Genomic DNA, 13,788 nt, shown 5'->3' on the forward strand with positions numbered 1-13,788 from the left:
CGAGCGGTGCAGAAGGACCTCGGAATCTCGTACGGCCGGGCCAACTCGCTCGTTTCCCAGCTGGTTCAACTAGAGATTCTGGCGCCGCTGAATTCCCCGGGGGGCTCCTACCGGCGATTCTATGCGCCAGAGGTGCTGGACGTAGTGGCGGGCCGCCGGTAAGCGATCAGAGAAGGTGGCTGTCAGGCGGCGGTGAAGGACTCGCCGTCGGTCATTACCGGGACCGTGTGGGAGGTGCCGGACTCGACGGCCAGGCGGACGTCCTCGGCGAAGCCCCGTTGGATCAGCTCCTGGCCGCTCACGCAGCGGCGGACCGCGGCCTCGACGTTGTGTACCGCGGCCAGGGCGGCCAGGGCGACGGCGGCCTCCACGGAAAGGGGTGCGCCGAGCATCGAGAGGCCGTCCAGGACCGCGGCCGCGCCCAGGAGATCCTCGACGCACGGGCGCAGGGTGCCGTCCTGCCACAGTTCGCCGGCGGCGATGACGCCTACGGCGTTCGTGGGGGTGCCGTAGCCGCTGGTGTGCAGCCAGCGGGCCACGGCCGGGGCGTTGCGCAGGCAGGCGGCGACCACCGGGACGCCCGTCGAGGCGGCCGCCGAGCAGATTGTCGCGCCGTTCGGGGATGGCAGGACCAGCTGGTCGACCAGGGGGGCGGACCGGAGGACGGCCGGGGACAGGCTCCACGGCTGTTCGGCGTTGACCTGATGGCGGCCCACGGCCACCGCGGCGCCCAGGCGCGTCGCATACGCGCGCGCCTGGTCGTTCCACGGGAACGGGTGCACGCGGATGCCCCGGCCCACGGCGATGTCGACGGCCGTCGAGAACGACAGTACGTCCACGACCACCAGGATCGAGCACACGCGTGCGAGCTCGGCGGCGCCCGCCGGGCCCCAGTCGAAGCGGGCGCCGGAGCCGGGCTGGCTGTGGACACCCTCCGCCATCGTGTCAGGCTTTGTCGTCGAGCGGGGCGTGCGGTACCTCCGGGGCCTCCACGGGCGCGAAGAAGGTCGGCGCGGGGGACGCCGGATCCGACGAGGACGCGGTGGGCGTGGCAGGGGTCTGGTAGGCGGGCGCCTCCGTCGAGACCTTGCCGAACAGGGCCGGCATCGTGCCCGTCCACGCGGCGCGCAGCTCGTCCAGCGCGATGGTGAACTGGCCGCGGACGTCCAGCGCGCGGCTGCGGCCGTCGACGGTGCCGATGACGGTGACCGGGAGGCCGTGCTGGGCGCAGAGGGCGGTGAACGCCTTCTCGTGGCCCCGGGGGACGGAGACGAGGGCCCGGGCCGTGGACTCCGAGAAGAGCGCCACGAACGGGTTCGTGTCCTCCGGCAGGGTGATGTTGGCCCCGCAGTCGTACCGCAGCGTCGCCTCGACGAGCGCCTGGGCCAGGCCGCCGTCGGAGAGGTCGTGCGCCGAGGAGAGGTGGCCGCGCTCGCCGGCCTCGGTGAGGACGGAGGCCAGGATGCGCTCGCGGGTGAGGTTGACGCGCGGGGGCTGGCCGCCGAGGTGCTGGTGGGTCACCCACGCCCACTCGGACCCGGAGAGCTCGTCGGTGGTCTCGCCGAGCAGCATGATGAGGTCGCTGTCGCCGCCGAAGCCCATTGGGACGCGGCTGCCGACGTTGCCCATGATGCCGAGGACACCGACGACCGGGGTCGGGTGGATGGCCTGCGAGCCGGTCGAGTTGTAGAAGCTGACGTTGCCGCCGGTGACCGGGATGCCGAGCTCCGCGCAGCCGTCGGCCAGGCCGCGGACGGCCTCGGCGAACTGCCACATGACCTGCGGGTCCTCGGGGGAGCCGAAGTTGAGGCAGTTGGTGACGGCGAGCGGGGTGGCGCCGGAGGCGGCCACGTTGCGGTACGCCTCGGCGAGGGCGAGCTTGGCGCCGTTGTACGGGTCGAGGCGTGCGTAGCGGGCGTTGCCGTCGACGGAGAGCGCGATACCGAGCCCGGTCTGCTCGTCGATGCGCACGACGCCGGAGTTCTCCGGCTGGGCGAGGATCGTGTTGCCCTGCACATACCGGTCGTACTGCTCGGTGACCCAGCTCTTGTCGCACAGGTTGGGGCTGGCGGCGAGGCGCAGGATGGTCTCGCGCAGCTCGACGCCGGAGCGCGGGCGGGGCAGGGTCTCGGCGCGGTCGGCCTGCAGCAGGATCAGGTCGGCCGGCTCGCGCATGGGCCGGGCGTACACCGGGCCGTCGTCGGCGAGCGAGCCAGGCGGCACGTCCACGACGGCCTCGCCGTGCCACGTGATGATGAGCCGGCCGGTGTCGGTGACGTTGCCGATCGCGGTGGCGATCACGCCCCAGCGCTCGGCGACGTGGAGCACCTCGTCGAGCTTGTCCGGGTCGACGATGAGCAGCATCCGCTCCTGCGACTCGCTGGCGAGGACCTCCTGCGGGTCCATCGAGGCCTCGCGCAGCGGCACCAGGTCGAGGTTGACGTCCATGCCGGTGCCGGCGGCGGCGCTGGTCTCGGTGAGGGCGCAGGTGAGGCCGGCGCCGCCGAGGTCCTGGACGCCGACGATGAGGTCCCGCTCGTACAGCTCGAGGCAGCTCTCGATGAGCAGCTTCTCGATGAACGGGTCGCCGACCTGCACGGACGGGCGGCGGGCCGGGCCGTCGCTGTCGAAGGTGGCGCTGGCCAGGACCGAGACGCCGCCGATGCCGTCGCGGCCGGTCTTGGCGCCGAGGAGCACGACCACGTTGCCGGGGCCGTGTGCCTCCTTGTTCTGCAGCCGGTTGACCGGCAGCACGCCGACGCACAGCGCGTTGACCAGCGGGTTGCCCTGGTAGCACGGGTCGAAGACGACCTCGCCGCCGATGTTGGGCAGGCCGAGGCAGTTGCCGTAGCCGCCGACGCCGGCGACGACGCCGGGCAGGACGCGCTTGGTGTCCTCGTGGTCGGCGGCGCCGAAGCGCAGCGGGTCCATGACCGCGACCGGGCGCGCGCCCATCGCGAGGATGTCCCGGACGATGCCGCCGACGCCGGTCGCCGCGCCCTGGTACGGCTCGACGAAGCTCGGGTGGTTGTGCGACTCGACCTTGAACGTGACGGCGATCTCGTCGGAGATCCGGATCACGCCGGCGTTCTCGCCGATGCCGGCCAGCATCAGGTCGGACTTGGGCGCCTTCTCGCTGAACTGGCGCAGGTGGACCTTGCTGCTCTTGTACGAGCAGTGCTCGCTCCACATGATCGAGTACATGGCGAGCTCGGACGTGGTCGGGCGCCGGCCCAGGATCTGGCGGATCCGCTGATACTCGTCCTCGCGAAGGCCCAGCTCCTCGTAGGGCTGTTCCTCGTCAGCCGTCTTGGCGGCCTGCTCGACGGTGTCGAACGGTCGGTCCTCGGCGGGGATGGCGGTCATACACGGGCTCCCAGGTGTGCGAGCACGGACGTGAAGATGCCCAGGCCGTCGATGGACGGGCCGGTGAGCACCTCGACGGCGTGCTCGGGGTGGGGCATGATCCCGACGACATTGCCGGCTGCGTTGGTGATCGCCGCGATGTCGTGCAGCGAACCGTTGGGGTTTCCGCGGATGTACCGCGCGACGACCCGGCCCTCGGCCTCGAGCTCGTCGAGCGTCCGCGCGTCGGCCATGTAGCAGCCCTCGCCGTTCTTCACCGGGATCACGATCTCCTGGCGCGGCTGGTAGCCGACGGTCCAGGCGGTGGCGTTGTTCTCGATGCGCAGGCCCTGGTCGCGGTTGCGGAAGTGCAGGTGCTGGTTGCGGGTGAGCGCCCCGGGCAGCAGGTGGGCCTCGCAGAGCACCTGGAAGCCGTTGCAGATGCCGAGCACGGGCAGCCCGTCGCCGGCGGCCTTGACGATGGAGTCCATGACGGCGGAGAACCGGGCGATCGCGCCGGCACGCAGGTAGTCACCATACGAGAAGCCACCGGGCAGGATCACGGCGTCGACGCCGTAGAGCTCGGCGTCGGCGTGCCACAGCGGGATCGCCGCGGCGCCGGCGAGGTGCACGGCCCGGGCGGCGTCGCGGTCGTCGAGCGAACCGGGGAACGTCACGACCCCAATGCGGGCGGTCACTGCTGCTCGACCTCCGGCCGCTCCTCGACCCGCAGGGTGAAGTCCTCGATCACCGGGTTGGCGAGCAGCTTGTCGGCGATATCGCGGGCGCGCTCGAGGTCGGCAGCGCCCTCGAACTCGATCTCGATGCGCTTGCCGATGCGTACCGAAGCGACGTCGACCACGCCCAGGCGCGGCAGCGCGTTCACGACGGCCTGACCCTGGGGGTCCAGGATCTCCGGTTTGAGCATGACGTCCACCACGACGCGGGCCACGGGGCACTCCTGACGTTGAGTCGGGCGCTCGAGGGCGAGCGACACGAGCCTACCGGGCGGGGCAGCGCCGCAGATCACCGGCCGTGTCACGGTTGGGTCGACAGGTCCGGCTGGTCGGCGGCGAGGCCCGAAAACATCGCCCAACGCGCATCTTACCGGGCCGCGGTGGAGCCAAGATCCGCCGCGGCCCGGTGCTCAGAGGATCGGCGGCGGGACGTACGCGCCGGCCGCCGGGTGCGCCGCCACCACCGCGCCGATCTCGTCGACCACGGCGCTGACCTGCGCCGACGCGGCACCGACAAAGGTCGACGGCGCTCCGGTCAGGGCCTGGACCTCGTCCGGCGAGAGCCGCAGGCGCTCGTCGCCGGCCAGCCGCTGCAGCAGATCGTTGTCCTGGATGCCCTTTTCGCGCATGGCGAGTGCCACAGCAACGGCGTGCTCCTTGATGGCTTCGTGAGCATCCTCACGGCCCACGCCCCGCCCGACGGCGGCGACGAGCACCCGGGTGGTGGCGAGGAAGGGCAGGTACCGGTCGAGCTCCCGGGCCACGACCGCCGGATATGCGCCGAACTCGTCCAGTACCGTCAGGAAGGTGGCAAACAGCCCGTCGACGGCGAAGAACGCGTCCGGCAGGGCCACCCGGCGCACGACCGAGCACGACACGTCGCCCTCGTTCCACTGGTCGCCGGCCAGCTCGCCGACCATCGACAGGTAGCCGCGGACGATCACGGCGAGGCCGTTGACCCGCTCGCAGGAGCGCGTATTCATCTTGTGCGGCATCGCCGACGACCCGACCTGGCCCGCCTTGAAACCCTCGGTGACCAGCTCGTACCCGGCCATCAGGCGGATCGTCGTGGCGAGGCTCGACGGGCCGGCCACCGCCTGGGCGAGCGCGGACACCACGTCGAGGTCCAGCGAGCGGGGGTACACCTGGCCGACGCTCCTCAGCACGTGGTGGAAGCCGAGGTGCTCGGCGACCTTCCGCTCCAGCTCCGCGACCTTGCCCGCGTCGCCGCCGAAGAGGTCCAGCTGGTCCGCGGCGGTCCCGACCGGGCCCTTGATCCCGCGCAGCGGGTAGCGCTCGAGCAGGTTCTCGATCCGGCGGTACGCGATGAGCAGCTCCTCGGCGGCGCTCGCGAACCGCTTGCCGAGGGTGGTCGCCTGCGCCGGCACGTTGTGCGACCGGCCCACCATGACCAGCTCGTCGTACTGCCGGGCGCGGGCGGCGAGCCGGGCCAGCGCGGCCACCATGCGGTCGCGCACCAGCTCCAGGGAGAGGCGGATCTGCAGCTGCTCGACGTTCTCGGTCAGGTCGCGCGAGGTCATCCCCTTGTGGATGTGCTCGTGCCCGGCCAGCGCGGAGAACTCCTCGATGCGGGCCTTCACGTCGTGCCGGGTGACCCGCTCCCGCTCGGCGATGGAGACCAGGTCGACGTCGTCGACGACCCGCTCGTACGCCTCCACGACACCGTCGGGCACCGGCACGCCGAGGTCGCGCTGCGCCTTGAGCACGGCCAGCCAGAGCCGGCGCTCGAGGCGCACCTTCTCCTCCGGCGACCAGATGCCCACCAGCTCGGGCGAGGCGTAACGGGCGGCGAGCACATCGGGAATCCGCGGTTTGTTCACGCCGCCCATTCTGCCTGCCTACGTCGCGGGCGGATGGTCGCGCTCGGCCGGCCCGTGGTGCAGGGCGATCTTGTCCAGGTAGAACAGCTGGGCGGCCACGCCGGCGAGCAGAAGTAGCACCAGCAACGGGATCGGGAGCAGCCGGCCGTACGGCAGGTGGTCGAGGTCGTTGTACTGCAGGATCTGCAGCATCACGGACTGGGCCGTCGGGTGCTGCGTCGAGGATGTGATCAGCGGCCAGATGAGGTCCTGGGTCTGCACGAACCACGTGGCCACGTACGCCAGCGCCACCATCGGCAGGGCGGGCAGCACGACCGGCCACCAGGACGCCGGCCGGTCCTGGCGCGGCAGCGTGTCGCGGCGCAGGGCCTGGCCGCGGAAGAGCAGCGCCAGCACGAACAGCGCGGGAATCGCCAGGCGCGACGGCGGGATCAGGGCCAGAAACGTGTCGAGCCGGCCGGCGGTGGCGCCGGCGGCGAAGGCGCGCAGCGCGAGCGGGACGCCGCCGACGAACAGGAACAGGCCGAACGGCAGCAGGAGCCACTCGCTGTGCCGGCCCAGCGGGCGCAGGCCGCTGATGCCGAAGGCGGCCAGCGCGGCGGCGGTGACGCCGACCAGGGTGGAGATCACCGGCGGGAGCCAGGTGTTCGCCCAGGTGGACGGCACCTCGACGCGCGGGGAGTCACCGAGGTGCGCCAGCCAGGGCCAGAGGCCGACGCCGGTGACGACGAGCACCACGACCAGCAGCGCCGCGGCGCCCGGCCGGGCGAGCCCGCGCCCGGCGCGCGCGGCGTCCGAGCTGTCCGAGGTGTCCGAGACATCCGAGACATCCGGGCGCGCCTCCAGCCGCAGGCCGGTCATGATCACCAGCAGCGTCGCGAACAGGCCGAGCAGCAGCAGCGGCACCAGCAGGACCGTCGAGATCGCCGCGGCGGCGCCGAGGTCGAACCGCATCAGCGCGCTCTCGTACAGCAGGGTCGCTGGGGTGTCGTGACCGTTCGCGACATAGCCGTACGACCACCCGAACGTGAAGTCCTGCAGGACCACGGCGACCACGCCGAGCACGGCGAACACCCCGCCGATGATCACCCCGCGCCAACCGGGCCGGGGACCGCGGTTGGTGCGCAACGCGGCGAGGTAGATCAGCACCGCGACGGCCGCGACGACGCCGAAGGTGCCCGCCCAGTAGCCCCAGGGCTGCCCGCGCTCGGACGAGGCGCTCGCGAGCGCGATGCCGAACGGCGCGAAGGCGGCCAGCGGGATCACCAGCGCGCCGCGGGTGACCCGGCGCATCGCCCCGGACCCGTGCGCGGCCCAGGCGAGCGCCGGCGCCAGCAGCAGCACGATCAGCAGCGGCACCACGGCCAGGGTCAGGACGTATCCGAGCGCCCCGCCGAGGCCGCCGTCGAAGGCGCGGTCGTAGTTGTCGAGGCCGGCCGACGGGGCGTCGCCGGCCCCGGCCAGCCCCCGGATGCCGGTGAAGCGCTCGAACGACGTGCGGATCGTCCAGATCGCGGGCTCGACGTAGGTGGTGATGAGCAGGATCAGGGCGGGCAGTGGCAGCAGGAGGCCGACGACCACCTGCCAAGTGGGTCGCGGGGTGGCCGGCTGGACGGTCATGTCGTTCCCTCCGCTTCGCTCCGGCCGCGACACGACCTGAACCTGCGTTTCCTGATGACCGGCCCCTCCGCTTCGCTCCGGACCGATCACGTCGTTCCCTCCGCTTCGCTCCGGCCGCGACACGACCTGAACCTGAGCCTATGGTGACCGGCCCCTCCGCTTCGCTCCGGACCGATCACGTCGTTCCCTCCGCTTCGCTCCGGCCGCGACACGACCTGAACCTGCGTTTCCTGGTGACCGGCCCCTCCGCTTCGCTCCGGACCGGTCATGCACACAGGATATTGGTCCTGATCAGCCCTGGCCGTTCTCAGCGCGACAGGATGGCCGCCGCGCCCTGGCCGCCAGCCGCGCAGATCGAGATCAGGCCGCGCCCGGAGCCCTTCTCGGCCAGCAGCTTCGCCATGGTCGCGAGGATCCGGCCGCCGGTCGCGGCGAACGGGTGACCGGCCGCCAGGGACCCGCCGTTGACGTTGAGGCGGTCCCGGTCGATCGCGCCGAGCGGCTCGTCCGTCCAGTTCGGCAGGCCCAGGCGCTCCTTGCAGAACGTCGGGTCCTCCCACGCCTGCAGCGTGGCCAGCACCTGCGAGGCGAATGCCTCGTGGATCTCGTAGAAGTCGAAGTCCTGCAGGGCCAGGCCCTCGCGGGCGAGCATCCGGGGCACCGCGTAGGCCGGGGCCATGAGCAGGCCGTCCCCGCCGTGCACGAAGTCCACCGCGGCGGTCTCGGCGGTCTCGAAGTACGCCAGGATCGGCAGGCTGCGCGCCTTGGCCCAGGCCTCCGAGGCCAGCAGCACGACCGCGGCCCCGTCGGTGAGCGGGGTGGAGTTGCCGGCCGTCATCGTCGCCTGCGGGCGGCCGCGGCCGTAGACCGGCTCGAGCGCGGCGAGCCGCTCCGGCGACGTGTCCGGGCGCATGTTCTGGTCGCGGGACAGCCCGAGGTACGGCGTGACGAGATCGTCGAAGAAGCCTCGCTCGTAGGCGGCGGCCAGGCGCCGGTGCGAGGCCAGCGCGAGCGCGTCCTGCTCCTCGCGGCCGATGCCGAACTCCAGCGCGGTGAGCGCCGCCGACTCGCCCATGGACAGGCCGGTGCGCGGTTCCGAATTGCGCGGGATATCCGGCTTGATCTGGGTAGGCCTAAATTTGCTCACCGCGCGCAGCCGGGCGCCGAACGAGCGAGCCCGATTGAGTTCCATCATGATCCGCCGGGCGTCCTCGTTCACGCCCAGGGGCGCGTCCGAGGTGGTGTCGACCCCGCCCGCGATGCCTGCCTCGATTTGACCGAGGGCGATCTTGTTGGCGACCAGGATGGCCGTCTCGAGACCGGTTCCGCAGGCCTGCTGGACGTCGTACGCCGGAGTACATGGGTCGAGGCGGGATCCGAGCACGGATTCACGCGTGAGGTTGAAATCGCGGCTGTGCTTGAGCACCGCACCGGCGGCGACCTCGCCGAGGCGCTCCCCGGCGAGGCCGAAACGCGCCACGAGTCCATCTATGGCGGCGGTCAGCATGTCCTGGTTTGATGCAGTGGCATAGGCGCTGCCCGAGCGTGCGAAAGGGATGCGGTTACCGCCGACGACCGCTACCCGGACCAGGGCTTTCGAGGGGGCCATCGGTGTCTCCTTCTCGACGCGTCAGGGCATCCTGGGCGTTACCCTACTCACGGGTAGGGTAACGCGCTTGTTGTGACTGGGGAGGCACCGCAATGACCGATCGCTACGCGACCTTCGCCCACTCGGGGGCCGGCCGGTTCCTCGTCAAACGACTGGGCCTGCCGGATCCACCAAAGCTGCGCAGATACGAGAAGGAGGCCGAGTTCGGGCCGGTCACCCTCGGTGGGTCGGGCCGGCTGGCCGAAGCCACCCGCCACATCCTCGACAAGCTGCCCATGGCCGCGGGCGCCGACGGGCGCTGCGCGGCGCTGATCTTCGACGCCAGCGGCATCACCGACAGCGAGGCGTTGCGGGCGCTGTACGGCTTCTTTCACCCCGTGATTCGCTCGCTGCGCCCATTCGGCCGGGTGATCGTGCTCGGCAGCCCGCCGGAGCTGTGCACCAGCGCCCGCGAGGCCACCGCGCAGCGAGCGCTCGAGGGCTTCGTACGCTCGGTCGGCAAGGAGGTCGGCCGCGGCTCGACCGCCCAACTCGTCTATGTCGCGCCGGGCGCCGAGGAGGCCACCGAGTCGACGCTGCGGTTCCTGCTGTCGGGGCGCTCGGCGTACGTCTCCGGGCAGGTGGTCCGCATCGGGCCGGCCGCCGTGGAGGTGCCGGACGACTGGGACCAGCCGCTGGAGGGCAGGACCGCGATCGTCACCGGCGCCGCCCGCGGCATCGGCGAGTCGATCACCCACGTGCTGGCCCGCGAGGGCGCGCACGTGGTCTGCCTCGACGTGCCGGACGCCGGCGAGGATCTGTCGAGGGTCGCCAACGACGTCAAGGGCACCGCGCTGCAGCTCGACCTGACCGCCGAGGACGCGCCGCGCCGGCTGGCCGACTTCATCGCGACCCGCCACGTGCACGCCGACATCTTCGTGCACAACGCCGGGATCACCCGGGACAAGACCCTCGGGCGCATGGACGAGGGGCAGTGGAGCTCCGTGCTCGACATCAACCTCTCCAGCCAGGAACGGATCAACGACGTGCTGCTCGCCGAGAACCTGCTCGGCGGCAACGGACGGATCGTCGCGGTCTCCTCCGTCTCGGGCATCGCCGGCAACCGCGGCCAGACCAACTACGCCACGTCGAAGGCCGGCGTGATCGGGCTGGTGGAGGCCAGCGCCGGGGCGGTCGCCGAGCACGGGCTCACGATCAACGCGGTGGCGCCCGGGTTCATCGAGACGAGGATGACCGCCGCGATGCCGATGTTCGCGCGCGAGGGCGGCCGGCGGCTCAACAGCATGGCCCAGGGCGGGCTGCCGGTGGACGTGGCCGAGACGATCGCCTGGCTGGCCCACCCGGCCTCGGGCGGGGTCAACGGCAACGTCATCCGGGTCTGCGGACAGAGCCTGCTGGGGGCCTGATGGGCACGACCGTGCTCGAGCGGCCGCCGCGGCTCGGGCCGCTGTACCGCGCCGCCGCGCTGCGCCGCTCCACCGGCACGACGCTGCCCGAGCGCGGGCTGCGCCTCGACGGCGTGCGGGTGGACCTGGCGCACCTGGCCGAGTACGACCGGGTGTGCGGGTTCCGGCTCGGCGACGAGCTGCCCGCAACCTACCCGCACGTGCTCGCGTTTCCGCTGGCCATGGCGCTGATGACGGCATCGGACTTCCCGTTTCCGCTGCTCGGGCTGGTCCACGTGCGAAACCGCGTCGAGATGCTCCGCCCACTGCGGTCCTCGGACACGTTCTCGCTGTCGGCACGCGCGGAGGCGCTGCGCCCGCACGAGCGCGGCACCCAGCTGGACGTGGTCGCGACCGCGGCGATCGACGGCGAGGTCGTGTGGACCGGCCGCTCCACCTATCTGCGCAAAACGAGCAAATCCAGTAAATCCGAAAAATCGAAAGAATCCGAAAAGTCCGATAAATCGCAAGCGTTCGAAGCACCCAACGCCACCTGGCGCGTCCCGAGACGCACCGGGAACGACTACGCCCGCGTGTCCGGCGACCGCAACCCCATCCACACCAGCCGCCTCCTGGCCCGGGCGTTCGGCTTCCGGGCCACGATCGCGCACGGCATGTGGATGAAGGCGCGCTGCCTCGCCGCGCTCGAGGGGCGCCTGCCGGACGCGTACGCGGTCGAGGTCGCGTTCAAGCTCCCGGTCCTGCTGCCCGCCACGGTGGGGTTCTCCGCGAGCCCCGGCGGCACCGGGTGGCGGTTCGCGGTACACGATCGGAGGACAGGCAGGCCCCACCTGGCCGGCGCGATCGTTGACCACGACTGTGCGGACCCCGACGCGGGCGGCGCCGCTGGGTGAGCCCACGCCGGCGGCGCCCGCGGGTGCCGTCCGGCTTCTCCGATACCGATACGAATGCCGGTACACCGGCCCGGCGCTGCTGCTGGCCGCCGCCTTCCCGCTGCTGTGGTACTACCGGGTGCCGCCGGCGACCACCGCGATCTTCGTGCTCTACGTCGCTCTCGGCGTCGCGCTGCCGGGCACGCTCTGGTGGCGATTCCTGCGCGGCGGGGCGGGCTGGTTCGCCGCCGACGCCGCCGCCGGGCTGGTGGTCGGGTATGTCGGCGAGGTCCTCACCTACGTCGCCGCCCGCCTGATCGGCGCGCCCCTGCTCGTGCTGGCCTGGCCGTTGGGCACCGCGGCGGCCTTCCTCACGATCAAGAGCCTGCGCCGGTACCTCCGCGGCGCGCCCGACGCCGAGCGCCCGCCCGCACCGTGGCGGTGGGCGATGACCGCGCTCGCCGGGCTGACGCTGGTCTGGAGCGTCAAGTTCTACCGGGTGTACGGCCTGAGCTACCCCGCCAACGCCTCCCCCGACACCGACTCGACGTTCCACCTGGCGCTGGTCGGCGAGGCCCGACACCACATGCCGAGGCGAGTGCCCTGGATCGAGGGTGAGCCGCTGCTGTACCACTGGTTCGTCTACCCCGAGCTCGCCGCGACGAGCTGGGTCACCGGCATCGAGGCCAACGTCCTGCTGCTGCGCCTGTCCATGCTGCCGATGCTGATGGCGTTCACCGTGCTCGTGGCGGTGCTCGCCCAGCGGGTCATCGGCGGCTGGTGGACCGGCGTCGCGGCGAGCGCGGTGACGCTGCTGGTGCTCGCGCCCAACCCCTACCAGTGGCAGCTCAACGCCTTCTACCGCGATCTCGCCTTCAGTGGCCTCGACGACGGCTCCGCGCTGCGCCTGACGGTGTGGAGCGGCCCGACGCAGACCTTCGGCGCGCTGCTCTTCGTGCCGGCGATGGTGGTCCTCGCCGACCTGCTGCGCGGCGGGGCCGGCCGGCGCGCCTGGGCGCTCTTCGCGCTGCTGCTCGCGGGTGTGATGGGCGGCAAGGCCACGTACCTGCCGCTGCTGGGCGCCGGGCTCGCGCTGCTGGTCGCGGTGGAGCTGATACGCCGCCGTCGCTGGCACCGCCCGGCGCTGACCGCGCTGGCGTTCACCGCGGCCGCGATGGCCGCCGCGCAGCTGGTGCTGTTCGGCGGCAGCAGCCAGGGCACCCGGCTCGCCCCGCTGACCGGCGTGGCCACCAGTGGCCTCGGCGTGACCAGCGGCTTCAGCGGCGAGCGGGTGCCGTGGCGGCTGCTCGTGCTCGCCGCGCTGACCGTGCTCTGCTGGGCCGCCATCTGGGCGGGCACCGCCGGCCTGGCCCGCCGCCGCCCGCTCGCCCCCGAGCTCGTGGTCATGCTGGGCATCGGGCTGGCCGGCGGCGCGGCGACCCTTCTGCTGGGCCAGGACGGCGACGGCCAGCGGTACTTCCTGGAGTCCGCCCGCCCGTACCTGAGCGTCGCCGCGGTGGCGGGCCTGGCCGTCCTGCTGCCGGGCCCGATGACGCGGCGCCGCGCGGTCGCCCTCGGCGCCGCGGCGGCCTTCGGCGTGGTCGCGATCCAGGCAGTGCAGTCGCTGGGCCGCCACGACATCCCGAGGCCGTCCAACACCGGCAGCCTGACCGGCGAGCTCGTCCTGCCCTACGTGTCCCTGGCGCTCGTCGCCGCCATCGCCTACGTGGTGTTCCACCGGATTCGCCGGCCGTTTCGCGATGTGACGGCGGCCGCACTGCTCATCGCGCTGCTCGCGGGCTTCGGGCTCAACACCACCGCGCAGCACTTCCTCCTCGTCGCCCGGGAGTCGCGGCAGAGCGGCTGGCGCGATGTGGTCCGCGAGCCCCGGTACGTGTCCGAGGGGACCCTGGAGGCGGGCCGCTGGCTGCGCGATCACTCCGGCCCCGGCGACCTGGTCGCGACCAACGCGCACTGCCTGTCCTACCAGGACCGGTGCAGCAACCTGCACTTCTCGATGACGGCGTACTCCGAACGAAGGATGCTCGTCGAGGGCTGGGGCTTCACCACGACCGCACACAGGGAGGCAGCCCGCCTCGGAACCTGGGTCGGCGCGGTCCCCTACTGGCGGCCCGAGGTGCTCGCGGCCAACGACGCCGTGTTCGCCGACCCGTCCGAGGCGAACGTACGGCTGCTTCGCGACCGCTACCGAGTCCGGTGGCTGTTCGTTGATGAGACGCAGAGCACCGTTTCACCACACCTTGCGACCTTTGCCCAGTTTCGTTACCGGTCCGGGGTCTGCGTGGTGTACGAGCTGCCCAGCTTTTGAAAGTTCGGCCTGACGTTAGGTAGGCGCCG

10 protein-coding genes are annotated in these 13,788 nt (G+C 72.0%); 3 read left to right on the forward strand and 7 right to left on the reverse strand.

All coding sequences use genetic code 11. From position 1 onward, the window contains the following. Positions 1-182: 182 nt before the first annotated feature. From ABT297_RS28145 to ABT297_RS28175, 7 genes are all read right to left on the reverse strand, one after another. A complete protein-coding gene (locus ABT297_RS28145; RefSeq protein ID WP_350554967.1) occupies positions 183-941 on the reverse strand; it encodes a 2-phosphosulfolactate phosphatase in 759 nt (252 codons plus the stop codon). Positions 942-945: 4 nt separating this feature from the next. Next, entirely contained in the window at positions 946-3,366 is a 2,421-nt protein-coding gene (purL, locus tag ABT297_RS28150; RefSeq protein ID WP_350554969.1) for a phosphoribosylformylglycinamidine synthase subunit PurL, read from the reverse strand. Further along, positions 3,363-4,043, reverse strand: coding sequence for a phosphoribosylformylglycinamidine synthase subunit PurQ (gene purQ / locus ABT297_RS28155; protein ID WP_350554971.1), 681 nt, complete (start codon positions 4,041-4,043; stop codon positions 3,363-3,365). Before purQ ends, purL begins: the two co-directional genes overlap by 4 nt. Continuing rightward, entirely contained in the window at positions 4,040-4,297 is a 258-nt protein-coding gene (gene purS / locus ABT297_RS28160) for a phosphoribosylformylglycinamidine synthase subunit PurS (RefSeq protein WP_350554973.1), read from the reverse strand. The genes purQ and purS overlap by 4 nt, the downstream gene beginning before the upstream one ends. Before the next feature lie 195 nt (positions 4,298-4,492). Next, the gene (gene purB, locus ABT297_RS28165; protein ID WP_350554975.1) at positions 4,493-5,923 is read right to left on the reverse strand and encodes an adenylosuccinate lyase; all 1,431 of its coding nucleotides are present in this window, start codon (positions 5,921-5,923) and stop codon (positions 4,493-4,495) included. Between the two features lie 18 nt (positions 5,924-5,941). Beyond that, positions 5,942-7,543, reverse strand: a complete 1,602-nt coding sequence (locus ABT297_RS28170) for a hypothetical protein (RefSeq protein ID WP_350554977.1) — start codon at positions 7,541-7,543, stop codon at positions 5,942-5,944. A 307-nt stretch (positions 7,544-7,850) separates the two neighbouring features. Then, positions 7,851-9,152: an acetyl-CoA C-acetyltransferase gene (locus ABT297_RS28175; RefSeq protein ID WP_350554979.1), complete on the reverse strand. Its 1,302-nt coding sequence runs from the start codon at positions 9,150-9,152 to the stop codon at positions 7,851-7,853. A gap of 92 nt (positions 9,153-9,244) precedes the next feature. Here ABT297_RS28175 and ABT297_RS28180 point away from each other — a divergent pair, with 92 nt between their 5' ends. Genes ABT297_RS28180 through ABT297_RS28190 form a run of 3 tightly spaced genes read left to right on the forward strand, consistent with a single transcriptional unit; the run spans position 9,245 to position 13,759 of the window. Next, the gene (locus ABT297_RS28180) at positions 9,245-10,558 is read left to right on the forward strand and encodes a 3-oxoacyl-ACP reductase (protein ID WP_350554981.1); all 1,314 of its coding nucleotides are present in this window, start codon (positions 9,245-9,247) and stop codon (positions 10,556-10,558) included. Next, a complete protein-coding gene (locus tag ABT297_RS28185) occupies positions 10,558-11,451 on the forward strand; it encodes a MaoC family dehydratase (RefSeq protein WP_350554983.1) in 894 nt (297 codons plus the stop codon). The genes ABT297_RS28180 and ABT297_RS28185 overlap by 1 nt, the downstream gene beginning before the upstream one ends. Further along, complete coding sequence (locus tag ABT297_RS28190) at positions 11,405-13,759, forward strand: hypothetical protein (RefSeq protein ID WP_350554985.1); 2,355 nt, start codon at positions 11,405-11,407, stop codon at positions 13,757-13,759. Before ABT297_RS28185 ends, ABT297_RS28190 begins: the two co-directional genes overlap by 47 nt. Positions 13,760-13,788: the final 29 nt, after the last annotated feature.

Origin of the sequence: Dactylosporangium sp. NPDC000555, from assembly GCF_040300025.1 — a bacterium.
Taxonomy (GTDB): Bacteria; Actinomycetota; Actinomycetes; order Mycobacteriales; family Micromonosporaceae; genus Dactylosporangium.